A 15,233-nucleotide genomic window follows, 5' to 3' on the forward strand; every position below is an offset into this window, starting at 1 on the left:
CCGATCTCATGCCTCATGGTTGCAGCGTACCGGTCTCGCACCAGTAGCGACGAGGGGCGATGTAAAGCCTCGTTCAGAATATCACCTGAGCGGAGCATTTTCATGCCTGGTCCAAAGGTTCCATATAGACAGCGGGCCATTGCCATTGGCTCCAATCAATCTGTTCAACTGCGATTGACGATATAACGAGGCACCAAGAGGAATAGTTCAGGAGAGCGAAATGTCAGTTTCAGTTCCTAAAATTGTTTGTTTGGCGGCGGAAAACATCGCGATGTCAGCTTCAGCCCTTTTGGGCCGGCGACACTGTTCGTGAAGAGGACGTAAATGCCTGTGCAGCGTGTCACGGCGTCTCCGGGACTGGCGACGGCCCGATGGTCGAGTTCATGTCCGTCAAGGTGCCTGACCTATCGCTATTGGCAGCCCGAAACGACGGTGATTTCCCAATGCTAGATGTGATCCAAACGATTGACGGACGCACAGGCGTTCGGCTGCGCGGCCATGGGTCAGAAATGCCTATCTGGGGTGATCAGTTCAAAGCCGAAAGCTATGAAGCGGGAAACTTTGGCGGAGAAGCGATTGCCCGCAGCCGAATTCTATCCCGCGCCTATTATCTTTAATCCATCCAAAAATAAAAAAACCTCAAGGTCTCCAAGAGCTAAGGACCGGTATCGGCTATTCTGAACTGCAAACCATCGCGCTCACGCATGCCGCGCTCCACGCCAATATCTTCGTGCCGCAAAAACCATTCGGCCAAGCCGCGCAGAGATAGGAACGTTCTCAAATAGAGTCCTCGCGAGACAGAAGGATGACCGATTGACTTGGGTCAAAGTCAGATTAATCCCTCATGATAGCTGTCTCCTGTCTCCCTATAAGCATTGGTTTTCCGGCAAAGATGGAACTTCAAAGATCTAAAATCACGGCTGTCGTCGCAGGGCAGACTTTGCTGGCGCTTCCCGCACATGGTGAAACGCGTATTTGTGGTGCCGTGAATGTAACTGTCACGTATCAGCAAGAAGAGCATGCTGAACTGGCCTGCAGTGCCGCTCAAAAAGCGACGGCGCTTCTCAATGACCGTAGTATTTCCTCATTTTCCAACCCTGTTCGCGTCGACGTCGTGGAAGATTTCATAGCGGATTGCCTTGGCCCGTCCCATTGTGACAAAGACTTTATCGGGGCGCTTTCCCCCTCTGTTATGCAGGATCGAGGCGCGCTCGATGGCGTGCCCTGTCCAGTTGAAGGCTGCCTCGCGCGGGTAGAGAACATCACCTATGCGATAGAGGAGATAACAGTGGAACTTTATGGTTCGTCTCCGGTTGACCAAAATCAATCTCGTACGGATCGGGTCGGATAGTATGTCTTCAGAAGCCGAAACACTGGAGGCTGATCCATGGAAACCAACGTTTTACCGACGATGAATATGTCAGCCGAAACAATGGGATGCTGTCCAAAGTTCAACCATGAGGTTTGGGATGGCCGCCCTCTGCATTTCAAGGACAAGCGATTTGTTCGGGCGAAATCCCGCAGCGTTCTGCAGGTGCCAATCAATATGGGAAGCGTTTTCTCTCGGGTTCAAGAGCATATTGAAGACGCCGCGGCACAGGACGCTGACAGCTACCTTACTCTCAGCCGGGATCTGTCTTCGAGCGAAAGCGATCACTACTTCGCCGTGACAGGCGACGTGGCTGACGAAGAGATGACGACGCTGAGCGGCGACTTCATCACCCGCATTTTTGAGGGGTCATATAGGCATGCATGGGATTGGATGCTCGAGATGAAAACCGCCGCTGAAGCTGCCGGATATACGGCAAAGCAGTTCTTCATGTTCTACACGACCTGTCCGAAATGCACGAAAGTTTACGGTAAGAACTAAGTTGTTGGCTTTGCCGAAATTTGATTCCCAAATCACCAATATGGAGTGTGAACCCATGAAAGACCCCGAACTGGACATCTTGATCAAAGAGCTGGAAGCAAAGGCTCACCTGAGCCTCGCTGAATATGACGGCGTTGCGCACGCCCTTGCATATCTCTTGCCCGAGGCGGTTCCCGACGAAGTCATGGCCCCTGTCCAAATCAGTACCACAGACGGGGCAGTGCATATAGCGGACGTGGCCTATCCGAATTGGGTCGTAAACATCCACGGACGCGCGAATGAAAAGAATGGCAACTGGCGCTGCACGTTGCGGGAAAGCGATGTGCGCGACAGCGATACCTTTATCGGTACCGGCAATTCGCCGGTCCTCGCTCAGGCAATCCTGGCGGCGGTGCTACGGTTGGCTGCAACCCGGAAGAAAGACTGACGCTGAGAATTGATATTCCCCACGAGCGTGCGTCGAAGGAGCCAACGGATAGATGTGACAACAGTTATGAGGAGGAAAGGCGCTATGACATCTTCGTTTTCAAAAAGGGTCGCACTGGCAGCCGGGCTTGTGATTTCAATGGGCAGTTCGCCGGCAGCATTCACAGCCTGCCAGGTGACCGATACCGGTGGCATCGACGTCAACAGTTTCAACCAAACCGCATGGAAGGGCGTTTTGGATGCTAAGGCGGACTTTGGAATAGGGGGCCGCTTTCTCGAGTCTCAAAGCTGAAACTGACTATGATGCCAACATAAATTCACTGATTGACGGCGGTGGCTCCTTACATCGCGACGATCGTCTTCGTGGCTGGGGTTGTGGGGCGGGCGCGGCCGCCAGCGGCGGATGGAAAACCCTACGTTAAGGAATAAACCGGGCCTGCAGCGGCCCGGCATATCAGCCCGGAAGACTAAACATTTTCAGCTTTCGACACATTCCGCAGGACCTGCACAAAGCTGTCAGGCGTTACTGAGATGCTGTCGATTCCGAACTTTACCAAGTGTTTGGCATAGGCTGGATCATTGCTCGGTGCCTGACCGCAGAAGCCAACTTTTGAACCGGCTTTGTGTGCCTTGCGGATCACGGTCTCGATCATCCAAAGTACGGCAGGGTCGTCTTCGCGAAACAGAGGAGCGAGCGCGTCTGAATCCCGGTCTATGCCAAGCGTGAGTTGCGTCAAATCGTTTGATCCAATGGAAAACCCGTCAAAACGCGACGCAAACTCCTCTGCGCGCACAACGTTGGCCGGGATTTCGCACATGACATAAACCTCAAGCGCGTCTTTCCCCCGTGTCAGCCCGTTCTCGGCCATCACGGCTAAAACACGGTCTGCTTCCTCGGGTGTGCGACAAAAAGGGATCATGACGACCACATTGTCGAAGCCCATCTGCCCGCGAAGTCGCGCGATTGCCTGGCATTCGAGCGCAAAACCGTCCTTGTAGTTTTCCGAGTAATAACGCGACGCCCCGCGGAAGCCGAGCATCGGGTTTTCCTCGTGAGGTTCGAAATCGCGGCCACCAAGCAGTTCGGCGTATTCATTTGTCTTGAAATCACTCATCCGTACGATCACGGGCCTTGGGTAGCAAAACGCCGCAATCCGCGACAAACCTCGCGACAAGCGGTCAACGAAATACTCGGGCATGCTGTTGTAGCCGGCGGTCAGGCGCTTGATTTCGGCGCGCGTGTTTGCATCGCTGACCCGCTCGATATGCGCCAGGGCCATCGGATGAATGCACACCTCGCCATTCACAACAAACTCCATTCGGGCCAAGCCAACACCTTCGACGGGCAGCTGCCACCAGCGCAATGCAGCACTTGGATTGGCGAGGTTCATCATGACTTTGGTCCTGGTTTTGGGAAGTGTTCCGAGGGCCTCTTCTACGATTGCGATGTCCGAGATGCCTTCGGTCACCACGCCTTCTTCGCCGCCGGCGCAAGAGACCGTTACATCCTGCTTGTCATGCAGGATATGAGTGGCGTCGCCGCATCCGACGATGGCTGGCAATCCAAGTTCGCGGCTTACGATGGCGGCATGCGATGTGCGGCCACCATGATCTGTGACGATTGCTGCCGCGCGTTTCATGATTGGCACCCAGTCGGGATCTGTTGTACTGGTGACCAGCACTGATCCATCGACAAAATTCTCGATATCATCCGCGCTTTCGATGATCGATACACGCCCGGTAACCGCTGCACTCCCGACACTCAAACCGTTCACAAGGACCCGCCCTGGAGCCTTTACGGTATAGCTTTTCAGTGTCCCGTGATCCGCCCGGGATTGAACTGTCTCGGGTCTGGCTTGGACAATATAGAGCGTGCCCGTCACACCGTCGCGTGCCCATTCCATGTCCATGGGTTGTCCGTAGTGGTCTTCGATAGTCACGGCTTGTCGCGCAAGCGAAAGGATTTCTGCTTCGCTTAACACAAAGCTCTGCCGTTCGGCCTTAGACGTGGGGACGTTTCGGGGTGTGCCATCGCGGTCATGGATCATCTTGATCTCTTTAGCGCCCAACCTTTTTTCAAGGATCGGGGTGAGAGTTTGATTGTCTAAGAAAGGCTTGAAGACCTGATATTCGTCAGGGTCAACGGCCCCTTGCACGACATTTTCACCCAAACCCCATGCTGCGTTGATCAGCACGGCATCCGGAAATCCGGATTCCGTATCGATCGAAAACATCACACCAGATCCGCCGGTATCTGCGCGCACCATTTGCTGAACGCCGACAGATAGGGCCACTTGGTCGTGCTCGAAGCCTTGGATCTGGCGATAGGAAATTGCGCGATCTGTGAAGAGGGACGCATAGCACCGCTTGCAGGCCTCCAGCAGTGCGGTCTCTCCGATCACATTCAGGAAAGTCTCTTGTTGGCCGGCAAAACTGGCATCCGGCAGGTCTTCCGCGGTTGCACTTGAACGGACCGCAACAGGGATATCCGTTTCATTCAACGCGGCTCCCAACGCACGGTATTGAGTGACAATGGCAGCGGCAGTTTGTTCAGGCCAATCGCCCCCCAGAACAAGTGTTCGGATACGTTTTCCTGCATTTTGCAGGCTGAGTTTGTTGTCGGCCAGCGCCCTAAGGTGGAGCAAAATTTCGGCGTTCAGATTGTTTGATGAGACGAATTCACGAAACGCGTCTGCAGTCGTCGCAAATCCGGGCGGTACCAATATGCCCTTGGGCGCAAGAGTACTGATCATCTCGCCCAGCGATGCGTTCTTACCGCCGACCAGGCCTACATCGCCGCGTTTCACATCAGAGAGATTTACAACGACAGGGGGAGTCTGGTCCATGATTTGCGTTCCTTATGACGAGTTTCGCACCAACATTGGCGCGGCCTTGGCGGAACGACTTGAGCAAGATCAACGGGACGTGAAAATATCATGCCAAAACGATGGCTCTAGAGCAAACATTGGAGATTCGTGGATATGCAGATTGATGTTTGTCAATCACCGGGCGTTTAATTGTCACGAAGAAAGCAGTCGATCTGAACTGGCCATTGTAGACTCAGGGTTGCTCGGCATCCATCAGTCGTAGCGCGCTGTAAGATGCGCATGGGACGGCATTTATCCGACCGCATGTTCGGCACGGTCAGTCACCGACTGAACAGAACCGGTAGTTCAGCGTCTCTCAAAAGTGCCTGGGTGACCGCCCCGCTGACGAAGTCATAGAACCGCGAATGCCCGAACGCGCCCGTTGCGATCAGATCGGCCCCCTGTTCGAAGGCATGTCTCAAAAGGACTGCCGGGACGTCGTTTCCTGAGCCATCCAGATGGCTGACGATCGCGCTTACACCGTGTCTATCAAACGCAGCCGCAAGATCGATGATCGCGTAATCCTCCATTTCGCGACCACCGCCGTGATCCACACGAACGATACTGACTTTGCTGTCATTGCTAAATAGGGTCAGGACATCGTGGGCGGCACGGGTTGCTTCGCGCGTATTGCTCCAGCCTAGTACAATATTGTCGCCGATCGTTGAGCCCTCATATCCAGGCGGCACGATGATCACCGGCCGACCGCTTTGGCGTATTACCTGCGCCTGCACGGTATCCTGATCCCATTGAGCGCTGTTTGCCTCATCTTTTGCCATGACAACAAGGTCAGCTGCACGGGCACAGTCGATAATGCGTGCAGAGGCGGTTGTGGACTCGGCTTTCAGCAGACGCCATTCGCTTGGGAAGTCCTCGTTCTCTGTGTATTTGCGAAAGATCGTTTCGATCTCCACGGCTTCCGCGTCTTGGCTGTGGTTAAAAGAAGAAAAGGAGGACCCGGGAAGGTGTAAGGCGATGCCCGGGTAGACCAGTATCGCTTCCAGCGTATGCAATCCAATCAAGTGCGCTTGCTGTGCCCTTGCAAGCGGTACGGCCGCTTTCATTGCAGCTTCGGCAGTTTCACGAGACGTGAGGCAAACTAGAAGTGTTTTCAGAGCCATTTTCTGTTCCTTCCTATGACAAATGGACTGCATATCGCAGCCCAGTTTCTCCTAAATCTTGAAAATCTCGATTTTTCGAACATCGCTTTTTGCCTCGGCAGGCTTGGCGATCGTGAGTTTCAAGACGCCATCGGCAAACACAACTTCGACCGCGTCAGCATCTGGCGTGAACCCGAGAGGGATTTGTCGACCGAAGCTCCCGTAACGCCGCTCAACAACATGAAAGTCCTTCATGGTCTTTTCGTGATCGCTCGACTTTTCGCCCTTTATCAACAGGGCGCCTTGAGAGATCGAAATATCCTGATCCTCTTCTTTGATGTCTGGTAATTCTGCTGTGACTTCAATTTCACCATCGGTCTCGGCGATGTCGAGCACGGGAAAAGATGTGACGCCCCAGGAGTCAAGAAAGTCACTGACTTCCGCAAGTTGACGTCCGTGGAGTTTGTCCAGAAATGCGTTCATCTCTTGATGCATCGCTTGTAAGAACGGCTGCGCGCTACGGTCGGTCATCGGACGGGGGACTTGGCTCTGTGATATACGAAACTCTTTCGTGTGGCTGGATTGGGTGATGACGAGATTTTACCAAATCAAATCGGGCTACCGATTGATCGCGATCAAAAGTTAGCGACCTCATTCATAGTAGGCAGGTTTTGACTTCTGAAAGGAAAGCGCCGTGAAGCTGACCGCCTTAGGACTATTCTTGCTTTTGACAGCAATTTCATTGCCCGTCGCCGCCGCGGAGATGATATTACGCAACGGCGGCGATACGTTCCTAGGCGGTGAAACACTGCTGAGCGATATCAACACCGCAGGCGATACATTCGTTGCAGGGCAATCAGCCAAGCTTGGGGGAACGACCCTGGGCGATTTGCATGCTGCCGGTTTCACAATATTTGTCAGCGTCAGTGTAGCGCAGGACCTCTATGCTGCAGGTGCAACAGTAGATATAGCCTCGACGGTCGCCGGAGATACTACGGCAGTTGGCTTTACGGTTCGAACCACGCCTAGCGCCGAGACCGCAGGGAATGTCCGCCTACTTGGCAATAGCGTGACGATCGAAGGTCCGGTCAAAGGGGCGCTTTCTGTCATGGCACGCAGTGTCATTCTGAATGCCCCCATCGAAGGTGACGTCCGGATAGCGGCCCGTTCGCTGCAATTTGGAGAGAATGCATCGGTCGGCGGCACCCTTTCCTACAGCACCGACAATCGCGTTGCGGTTCCCGAAAGTGTGGCGTCCGCAGACCGTGTTCAGTATTCAAAGCTCGACATCGATGCGGATTGGGACGAGTTCCGCGAGGCATGGCCGGGCGCAGATATGCCAGCTTTTCCGACGTTTGCGTCTGTTCTGGGCGCCTTTCTGATCTCACTTCTATTCTTTCTGGTTCTTGGTGCACTTGCGCTTGGTTTCGCGCCAAAGCAGCTTGAGCGCATGCGTTTGGGGATCGCCGCAGCGCCCGGTCGTTCGATGTTACTGGGGGTCATAGGGCTGTCACTTCTGTTCGGACTGGTGCCGATCGCGGCTTTGACCATTGTCGGATTGCCATTTGTTCCGATCGTTTTGCTAGTGATTGTGGTGACATGGACGCTTGGATATGCGCTTGCCAGCTACACTGTCGCAATGTTGGCTTGGGACGCGTTGGGTGGGGCAAAAGATCCAGGTGGTCTGATCAGACTCCTCCTGCTCGCGGCCGCTGTAACTGTAGTTGCGCTTCTGAACTTTATCCCGTTCATCGGCTGGGTCGCCAACTTTACATTGGTTCTGATCGGAGTCGGTGCCTTTGCGCGCTGCGTATTTACAAGCTTCGTGACCGATCCTGATCCAGCGTACGACGTCGATATGAAACCTATCGAAGATTGAAACCATAACGAAGGGAAACTGCATGTCTGCGCAAGGCCTTGAGGTAATTGATCACACAGTGCAACTGACACACGAATGGATCAACGAATTGAGCGAACGATTGGGGTGGGCATCCAAACGAAGTGCCCTAAGGTTAATGCGGACCGTATTTCACCAGATACGGGATCGGCTGTCGACAGACGAACTGGCACAGTTTTCGGCTCAGCTTCCGTTGCTGCTTCGTGGTATGCTGTTTGAGGGATGGGTACCGACGAGGTCGAAGGTCGCGGCCCGCAAATTGGAAGATTTCGCAGCAGAGATCGCAGGAAAAATGGGCGACGATGCGGAATACAGGGGCGTCGAAGACACACGCTATGTCTTCGAGCTTTTGAACAACCGGATCGGTCGTGGTGAAGTTGACGATATTAGAGCGTGTCTGTCCGAACACTTGCGCGCTCTTTGGCCCAAGCCTTGACGGCAGTGCGGTTTTCGCCGTGCTCTGGAGCCGCTGGCCGAGATATCTTCAGCCCCGATCTCTATTAGCGATCGCATGGAGCGCGTCAGGTCGTAAAACAACCACTGTGTGTGCCCCATAAAGTGCGATGACTTGCCTCTTGCGAAACAGGCTGATTGTTCGGCTGACGGTCTCGGTCGTTAGGCCCAGGAAGTCGGCGATGTCAGCACGGCTCATAGACAGCGAAATTTGCCTGTAGTTACCAACAGGCTCACCAAGTCGCTGCGCCATTGTTTCGAGGAATGAAGCGACCTTTTCTGTAGCAGATTTTCGACCAAGCATCACAAAGTGATCTTGCATCGCGGCGATCTCTCGTAGTGCAGCTTGAACGAATGCCTTGTGAAGGACAGGATCTCCCGTCCCGTTTTCAAGAGAGGAAAACCGATACGGCTCCAACTGAACCGTCGTCAAGGCCTCGCAATCTGTGTGATGACGCCCATGGCTTGGGAAGCCAACCATGTCACCTGGAAACCCAAAAGCAATGATCTGCCGACGCCCGTCCTCCAGCAAACGTGTCAGCTTGACGGCGCCGGACACGACAACATAGATACGGTCGACCTTATCACCCTCGCGGAAGACATGTTTCCCACACGCCGCTCTGATCGGCCGCAGGTGCGATATCGTCTCAGTAGTTTGCTCGTAAAAAGCTTGGTCTTTGTGTTCGTTTGAAATGGTGACATACATGACAGACCCCCTTTTGGTAAGGGGATCATCGGCACGGTTCGTCACCACATTATCTTCAACAGTGTCATAAATTGTATTTTTATGTATGTTTGGGTTTGGGAGTATTGGATGAACCACCATCTGGTGATCATCATCAAAGGTTAGACATAGCTATCGGAAACGCTCCGCTCAGTATTCTTGTTGTCGACGACGATGAAATAATCCGAGCGCTTCTTCGGAATGTATTCGAGGATGCGGGTTTTTCTGTGCAAGAGGCGGCAACCGCGGCGGAGGTACTCTCCTTCCTGACACGCGAACGGCTCGACCTGATCACCCTCGATCTTCAACTTGGTTTTGAGGATGGGCTTGATGTGGCGCGCGTAATCCGCGACGTTTCTTCTGTTCCAATTGTTATGGTCACTGGACGCGATGACGTCGTGGACCGGGTCGTCGGTTTGGTACTTGGCGCGGATGACTACATCACAAAGCCCTTTCACATTCGTGAGGTCTTGGCGCGTGTGCGTTCTGTCATTCGCAGGTCATCCGGGCAAATCGTCGATACGCAAGTCCCTGTGAGCGAAGCGGCGGTCGAGACAACACAATCGCCGACGTACGAGTTCGACGGCCTGAGAATTATTCCGGAGCGTTTCGAGCTTTTTGACAGGACGGGAAAGCTTTGCGATCTGACGAGCGGTGATTTCCGCTTGCTGCAAGTGTTCCTTGAGAACGCAAAACGGATCATGTCGCGCGATCGATTGATGGATCTGACAGGCGGTGTTGGATAGAATCCACTGGACCGGACTGTTGACAACCAAGTCGCGTGGCGACGAAAAAAAGTCGAACGCGACCCAGCAAACCCAACGTTGATCAAAACAGTTCGCGGTGTGGGGTACAGCTTTGCCTGTGACGTGACGCGGGCTCAGTCGGGTTTATCGTCCAAAAGCGTTTGAATGCGTGTGGCGAGTTGGCTTTGGCGATAAGGCTTTTGAAGTATGTCGTAGTCCGCTTCCTGCGGAATTTTCTTGCTAAAAACATCGCTGGTGTAGCCTGACGTCAGCAATACTTTCACTCGCGGAAATTCTTCAAAAATTTTGGCGGCCAAATCGAAGCCGTTCATCTTTCCTGGCATGATCACGTCGGTAAAAAGCAGATCGACAGGCGTGCCGCTCTTGAGCATTTCGTAGGCGTTGTCCGCTGTCTCTGCGGACAGTACCCGATACCCCAGCGCGGTCAGGCGTTCGAGTGAGTTTTTTCTTACTTTCGCGTTGTCTTCGACCACAAGAATACAAGGAGTGTAGCCGCGGGGCGGTATGTTCGCGATGGGCGGCGGCGGGGCTTCCAGGACGTCGGCGCCTGAAAGAATGGCGGGAAAATATAGGCCAAAGCTCGTTCCATAGCCAACTTCGCTGTAAAGCGTGATGTGGCCACCCGATTGGCGCACAAATCCATAAACCATCGCAAGACCCAAGCCAGTGCCGTGGGACTCGGCCTTCGTGGTGAAAAACGGCTCGAATGCTCGTTTCTGAGCATCTTCGGTCATCCCGTGGCCGTCGTCGGTGAACAAAATGCGGACGTAGTGGCCCGGGGAGACATCTGCTTCCTGAGCCATATAGCTGTCGTCGATGATGATGATGTCCGAGACCGATATGAGCAGTTCACCACCCTCTGGCATTGCGTCACGGGAATTCAGCGCAAGGTTGACCAGGGCGGTCTCAAGCTGCACCGGATCGACAAGAGCGGGGCTTGCATCTGCCGTGAACTCAGTTGCGATAGCGTATTTTGATCCAATTATGCGTTCCAGCAACGTCATCGCAGCTCGGCAGATTTCGGACAGGTCCGATGGGGCAGGTTTAAGGTTTACTTGTCGCGCAAACACCATCAGGCGCGACGTTAACGCGGCGGCCATCTCTGCCGCATGCAAGGCCTCCCTGCTTAATGCCAGCTGGCGATCGTTGTCCAAATTCATCTCAAGAAGTTCGAGATTTCCGATAATGACTGTGAGAAGGTTATTGAAATCATGGGAAATACCACCGGTCATCTGTCCGATCGCATCCATCCTTTGTGACCGTGATAAAGCGGCTTCGCTTGTTACGCGGCGCGTGTCATCGTGTAAGATTGCGACAAAGATCTGTGAGTCATCTTCTCGTGCCTCCCCCACAGAGAGTAGAACTGGGAAGACCTGACCATTTTTGCGCCTGCCTTCAACTTGACGGCCACTTCCAATGATCTGCTTTTCACCGGTCTGGATGTAGCGTGTCATGAAGCTGTCGTGACGACGCGCCATTTCGTCAGGCATGATGACCTTGACGTCGCGGCCAATCAATTCACCCTCGTCGAACCCAAAGAGGTATTCGGCGGCCGGGCTGGCCCGCAAAATGTTACCTGTGGCATCAGATACAATAATTGCATCGACGGCGGTGGTCATTATGGCGCGCAGGATGGCACTATCGCGGTCGCGATGGGACATGCGGACACACTCCTTCACGCCCTATCTGGCCGCGCTTGGGCGCATCGCGCAAGGGGTCTCCGCTTAGTTTATAGGTTTTCTGGCTGTGATTTTTGGCTGAATAAAGCGGCAAGAGCGACAAATCGGGTCAGGTCGGTAAGTGAAATGACGCCATCCAACCCATGACCCCTTGCGACGGGAAACTTGCGCTGATGCAAGGTACCAATCAATTTAAGCAGATCGGTAATCTTCATATCCGGAGCGATAAGCGTTTCCTTGGTTAGGTCCACAAAAACATCATCTACCTTTGTGCTGCTCCAATGCTCCCGGTCGATGCTGCGAAAAACTATCGGGCCGATTTTGCAGAGCAATACTCCATTTTCGACCACAGGAAGAAAGCGATACCCTTGCCGCAATACAATCTTATTTCTCACATGAGAAAGTGTCATGTCTGGCGTTGCGACGACAAGGGCACTGCTCATGGCATCGGCAACAGTCACGTTTGAAAAGGCCAGCTTTTCACCTCCTGCTCATAGCTGGTTTTTGCGGCAGTCATCAAAAACACGCCAATGAGGATTTGCCAGAGTCCCAGGATCAAAGCCCCCCTGAACAAGACGAGAATACCGATCCCGATTAGGATGTATGCAAGGTTCTGTCCGAACTTCGATGCAATTTCCGTGGCTTTGACGACATTCCCGGTTCTCTGCCAAAGCCAAGCACGCAGGACGCGACCGCCATCGAGCGCAAAATGCGGGCAGAAGATTGAAAACGGCGAGGACCAGATTAACCCCAGATAAGAAAGGACCCGCGTGAAGGGAGCGCTAAGCCCAAGTTTCAGGGACGCCTCTGTGGGGAGGCTAAGGAATCCAGCCAATAGAAAACTCGTCACAGGACCCGCCAGTGCTATTTGAAACTCGGAGCGACCTTGATGTCGAACCCTTGAAGCGTCAGTAATTTCACGGCACGCGAAGACATATCACCCGCTTGGTCTGGTAAACGCATTCTGACACAAACCCATCGCCAGCTTTTTTGATTTTTCTCAAGATAGGGCATAGTTGGAGCAAACTGTCTTGAGGCGGGCAGGGCGGTGGCCTAGCTTTGTGGGATGACAAAACGTAGCCCATTTCGCTCCTTAAAGACCTCTCTCGGCATCATCCGTTCTCCAGCTATATTGTATATCAAGTTCTCATTTTCGTGTCGTAATATGGAAGACCTGCTGAATCGCGCGGGATCGACGTTAGCCGAAAAACCGGCCGCTTCTGGTTGATCAGATTTGCCCCGATGTTCGCCGCCGAGATCCGGAAAAGCCGTATCCACCAGATGCGTTCTTGTTCGAATTGGCAGTGGCATCCGTACGAAACCTTCGTGAAGATCAACGGTAAGACGCCTAACTTTGGCAGGCGGTGGATCACGAGGGTGGGGTGCTGGAAAGCCTGCAGAAATTCACCTCGGTGCTCGCAGCTGTCTACAGCTATTTCAACAGGGAACGCAGCCTCTACTTCCGATCAAACTTTAAGCCGAACCGCGCCGCCGCTCTCGACGAATAGCGCGGTCTCGGAGGGGCATAAGGGGCAGCGACTGTCCTAGCAGAGACTTGTTCGTTTTCGTCTGAAAGCACCGCTCGTCGATGAATGTCGTTTGACGACTTTATTGGCGCGTTTCCGTTTTCCTGAGGCTGCTTGAATGAAGGGCGACCAAACCCAAATCTCTGGCGGGCGATAGACTTCTAACATTTTCTCTGCAAAATAGGCCGTAATTGTGCTATAGTTTTCACGAGGGTGAGTCTGATGCACTTCATGTTCAGATAATATTTTGGAAAACGTGTCATCGAGATGCCCCCACAGACCGTCGCGCAATTGCGGCGGTCTCTGTGTCCCACGCGTTCACTAACTATTAAATGGGGAATACTAAGATGCATACCGATCTGGAACTTCGTCGCCGCCTCTTGACCAAGACCTACAGAAGTTACCTGGCCGCTGACAGAGCTTGGATTGAGGCATCGCGAGAGGTGCAGGCTTGGATGCCCAGGCAAGCCCGCATGGCTACGTCTGCGATCGGAAATCCCGGTTCGCGCATTCGGGCAATCTACGACAGACGCGACAGGGCTTTAAGACTATTAACAGTAGCGCGCCTAAAGCTTGCTAACGCTAAAAAGCATGTTTTGCTGCGGAACTCCGTTAGAAATCCCCAGAAAGTCGTGCTGGCTTTGTACTTGGCTCGATGAGGTCATTCTGCGACGGAATAGGCTAGGTCTGAACCGCGCCGAGTTTGCCCGCGTGTCAGATTTCAAGAGAAATCCCATCTGTTTAGGTTTGAGTGCTGTGACATCGAATTGATCGCATCGGTGGTCTGATTGGCTTCGTCGGGCACGCTGACAGTAGTCAAGGCGGCTGTCGTCAATAGGATCGCTGCGACAAGTGTGGCTTCAATTCGGATTGTGTGGCTCAGTTTCCTGCGGGCAGCTCCATTGTAAATGTGGCAACTCGGGCAGCATTTCGCGGAGGCTCCCCGGAGCACTGGTCATATGCAGCCTCCAAGAGCGCAATGGTTTCGCTGACCAATACCTTAGCGCGGGCTTATAGTGGCAGCGGGATCTACACGTACGGCGTTGCACCAGGGTTTGTCCTGACCGATATGGCACAGTCAGAATTTGACCACGATCCAACACTTCGGCAAAGGCTGATAAACGAGTTCCCTTACGGTGAAATTGCTTCAGCCGAGGAGATCGCGAATGCGATTTTCTTCTTTGCATCTGGATTGGCAACTCATGCCACCGGCCAAACACTCGATATCAATGGTGCTTCCTACGTCCGCTAATAAACCACCATGGTGTGGGGGCAGCCCAAGTTGGAAATCAGCCCTGAGCCAAAGCATAAGCGCCAGAAAGAAAGGCGTTCTTCAGATAGACAGGCAGCTTCTCTGGATATTCTTCGACCTCTTTCTTAGCAAAGTGAGAGAGTGCCACGGGATTGACAAATCTAGTCTGGCATCCTTGCACGAGCTGGATCAGAGTTTCAATTTTGAAGGATACGGCTCCACCAGCCATTCTACCTCTCTTGGCACGGGTTTTGACTGCAAAGATATCTATCTCGTTCTCACGAGCAAATTCGTGAAGAGTCGCCAGTAATAATCGCAGATCCGCCTCGGATGTATCATCCTCGAGCTCTATTCGTGTGGTCTTTAGTCGAAGCATCTCCACGTTGCTTTCATCGTTCAAGAAAACAACGGCAAGCCGAACCTCCTGTGCCGATATCTCACATCCGCATACTCTCATGTGTTATTCCTTCATGTGACAAATCCACATTAACACTTTTCTGACCTGAAGAACCAAATCCTCGATGCTGCTTTCAGTGCTGAGATATGGGCTTTTTTTCTCAAATCGGCGGGCGTGTAAACTGAGCTACCCGCGCCGGTACGAAAAGGGGGCATTTGGTTTTTCGATACCCCCTCCCCTTCAAGCTTCGAGATTAACTTGTCTTTTCAGTGCAA

18 protein-coding genes and 1 pseudogene are annotated in these 15,233 nt (G+C 53.3%); 11 read left to right on the plus strand and 8 right to left on the minus strand.

Features of this window, described 5'->3' with window-relative positions:
• Nucleotides 1–242 precede the first annotated feature (242 nt).
• The 5 genes from AC221Y_RS10660 to AC221Y_RS10680 all read left to right on the plus strand — a co-directional run bounded on the left by AC221Y_RS10660 (nucleotide 243) and on the right by AC221Y_RS10680 (nucleotide 2,588).
• Nucleotides 243–617, plus strand: coding sequence for a c-type cytochrome (locus AC221Y_RS10660; RefSeq protein ID WP_486707309.1), 375 nt, complete (start codon nucleotides 243–245; stop codon nucleotides 615–617).
• Between the two features lie 275 nt (nucleotides 618–892).
• Nucleotides 893–1,351 carry a hypothetical protein gene (locus AC221Y_RS10665; protein WP_486707310.1) on the plus strand — a complete coding sequence of 153 codons (459 nt, stop codon included), beginning with the start codon at nucleotides 893–895 and terminating at the stop codon, nucleotides 1,349–1,351.
• Between the two features lie 36 nt (nucleotides 1,352–1,387).
• Nucleotides 1,388–1,870, plus strand: coding sequence for a hydrolase (locus tag AC221Y_RS10670; RefSeq protein ID WP_299754815.1), 483 nt, complete (start codon nucleotides 1,388–1,390; stop codon nucleotides 1,868–1,870).
• Between the two features lie 55 nt (nucleotides 1,871–1,925).
• On the plus strand, nucleotides 1,926–2,297 hold the full coding sequence (locus AC221Y_RS10675; protein ID WP_299754817.1) for a hypothetical protein: 372 nt from the start codon (nucleotides 1,926–1,928) through the stop codon (nucleotides 2,295–2,297).
• Nucleotides 2,298–2,381: 84 nt separating this feature from the next.
• On the plus strand, nucleotides 2,382–2,588 hold the full coding sequence (locus AC221Y_RS10680) for a hypothetical protein (protein WP_299754819.1): 207 nt from the start codon (nucleotides 2,382–2,384) through the stop codon (nucleotides 2,586–2,588).
• Nucleotides 2,589–2,763: 175 nt separating this feature from the next.
• Here AC221Y_RS10680 and ppsA read toward each other — a convergent pair whose 3' ends face one another.
• The 3 genes from ppsA to AC221Y_RS10695 all read right to left on the minus strand — a co-directional run bounded on the left by ppsA (nucleotide 2,764) and on the right by AC221Y_RS10695 (nucleotide 6,794).
• Nucleotides 2,764–5,142, minus strand: a complete 2,379-nt coding sequence (gene ppsA, locus AC221Y_RS10685; protein WP_486707311.1) for a phosphoenolpyruvate synthase — start codon at nucleotides 5,140–5,142, stop codon at nucleotides 2,764–2,766.
• 302 nt (nucleotides 5,143–5,444) lie between these two features.
• Nucleotides 5,445–6,284, minus strand: coding sequence for a universal stress protein (locus AC221Y_RS10690; RefSeq protein ID WP_299754823.1), 840 nt, complete (start codon nucleotides 6,282–6,284; stop codon nucleotides 5,445–5,447).
• 51 nt (nucleotides 6,285–6,335) lie between these two features.
• Nucleotides 6,336–6,794 (minus strand): Hsp20/alpha crystallin family protein, encoded by a 459-nt coding sequence (locus tag AC221Y_RS10695; RefSeq protein ID WP_299754825.1) that lies wholly within the window; start codon nucleotides 6,792–6,794, stop codon nucleotides 6,336–6,338.
• 163 nt (nucleotides 6,795–6,957) lie between these two features.
• Here AC221Y_RS10695 and AC221Y_RS10700 point away from each other — a divergent pair, with 163 nt between their 5' ends.
• Together AC221Y_RS10700 and AC221Y_RS10705 are read left to right on the plus strand one after the other, a co-directional pair.
• A complete protein-coding gene (locus AC221Y_RS10700) occupies nucleotides 6,958–8,142 on the plus strand; it encodes a DUF8173 domain-containing protein (protein ID WP_299754827.1) in 1,185 nt (394 codons plus the stop codon).
• Nucleotides 8,143–8,164: 22 nt separating this feature from the next.
• Nucleotides 8,165–8,596 carry a DUF2267 domain-containing protein gene (locus AC221Y_RS10705; protein WP_299754829.1) on the plus strand — a complete coding sequence of 144 codons (432 nt, stop codon included), beginning with the start codon at nucleotides 8,165–8,167 and terminating at the stop codon, nucleotides 8,594–8,596.
• A gap of 48 nt (nucleotides 8,597–8,644) precedes the next feature.
• On the opposite strand, the gene AC221Y_RS10710 is transcribed toward AC221Y_RS10705, so the two are convergent.
• Nucleotides 8,645–9,319: a helix-turn-helix domain-containing protein gene (locus AC221Y_RS10710; RefSeq protein ID WP_299754831.1), complete on the minus strand. Its 675-nt coding sequence runs from the start codon at nucleotides 9,317–9,319 to the stop codon at nucleotides 8,645–8,647.
• Nucleotides 9,320–9,423: 104 nt separating this feature from the next.
• Between AC221Y_RS10710 and AC221Y_RS10715 the strand changes: the two genes are divergently transcribed.
• Nucleotides 9,424–10,083: a response regulator transcription factor gene (locus tag AC221Y_RS10715; protein ID WP_299754833.1), complete on the plus strand. Its 660-nt coding sequence runs from the start codon at nucleotides 9,424–9,426 to the stop codon at nucleotides 10,081–10,083.
• A 6-nt stretch (nucleotides 10,084–10,089) separates the two neighbouring features.
• A complete protein-coding gene (locus AC221Y_RS10720; protein ID WP_299754840.1) occupies nucleotides 10,090–10,248 on the plus strand; it encodes a winged helix-turn-helix domain-containing protein in 159 nt (52 codons plus the stop codon).
• Here the strand turns inward: AC221Y_RS10720 and AC221Y_RS10725 are convergent.
• The 3 genes from AC221Y_RS10725 to AC221Y_RS10735 form a co-directional block, all read right to left on the minus strand.
• Entirely contained in the window at nucleotides 10,218–11,765 is a 1,548-nt protein-coding gene (locus AC221Y_RS10725) for a PAS domain S-box protein (RefSeq protein ID WP_486707312.1), read from the minus strand. The two genes, AC221Y_RS10720 and AC221Y_RS10725, sit on opposite strands and share 31 nt — an antisense overlap.
• Nucleotides 11,766–11,833: 68 nt before the next feature.
• Nucleotides 11,834–12,244 (minus strand): CBS domain-containing protein, encoded by a 411-nt coding sequence (locus AC221Y_RS10730; RefSeq protein ID WP_486707313.1) that lies wholly within the window; start codon nucleotides 12,242–12,244, stop codon nucleotides 11,834–11,836.
• A complete protein-coding gene (locus tag AC221Y_RS10735; RefSeq protein ID WP_486707314.1) occupies nucleotides 12,241–12,633 on the minus strand; it encodes a hypothetical protein in 393 nt (130 codons plus the stop codon). Before AC221Y_RS10735 ends, AC221Y_RS10730 begins: the two co-directional genes overlap by 4 nt.
• A 216-nt stretch (nucleotides 12,634–12,849) precedes the next feature.
• Between AC221Y_RS10735 and AC221Y_RS10740 the strand changes: the two are divergent.
• Both AC221Y_RS10740 and AC221Y_RS10745 read left to right on the plus strand, forming a co-directional pair.
• Nucleotides 12,850–13,291, plus strand: a pseudogene (locus tag AC221Y_RS10740) (DDE-type integrase/transposase/recombinase).
• 892 nt (nucleotides 13,292–14,183) lie between these two features.
• The gene (locus AC221Y_RS10745) at nucleotides 14,184–14,561 is read left to right on the plus strand and encodes an SDR family NAD(P)-dependent oxidoreductase (RefSeq protein WP_299758472.1); all 378 of its coding nucleotides are present in this window, start codon (nucleotides 14,184–14,186) and stop codon (nucleotides 14,559–14,561) included.
• A 37-nt stretch (nucleotides 14,562–14,598) separates the two neighbouring features.
• Here the strand turns inward: AC221Y_RS10745 and AC221Y_RS10750 are convergent, their stop codons facing one another.
• Nucleotides 14,599–15,018 (minus strand): DUF3010 family protein, encoded by a 420-nt coding sequence (locus AC221Y_RS10750; protein ID WP_486707315.1) that lies wholly within the window; start codon nucleotides 15,016–15,018, stop codon nucleotides 14,599–14,601.
• Nucleotides 15,019–15,233: the final 215 nt, after the last annotated feature.

The organism is Boseongicola sp., assembly GCF_057460485.1.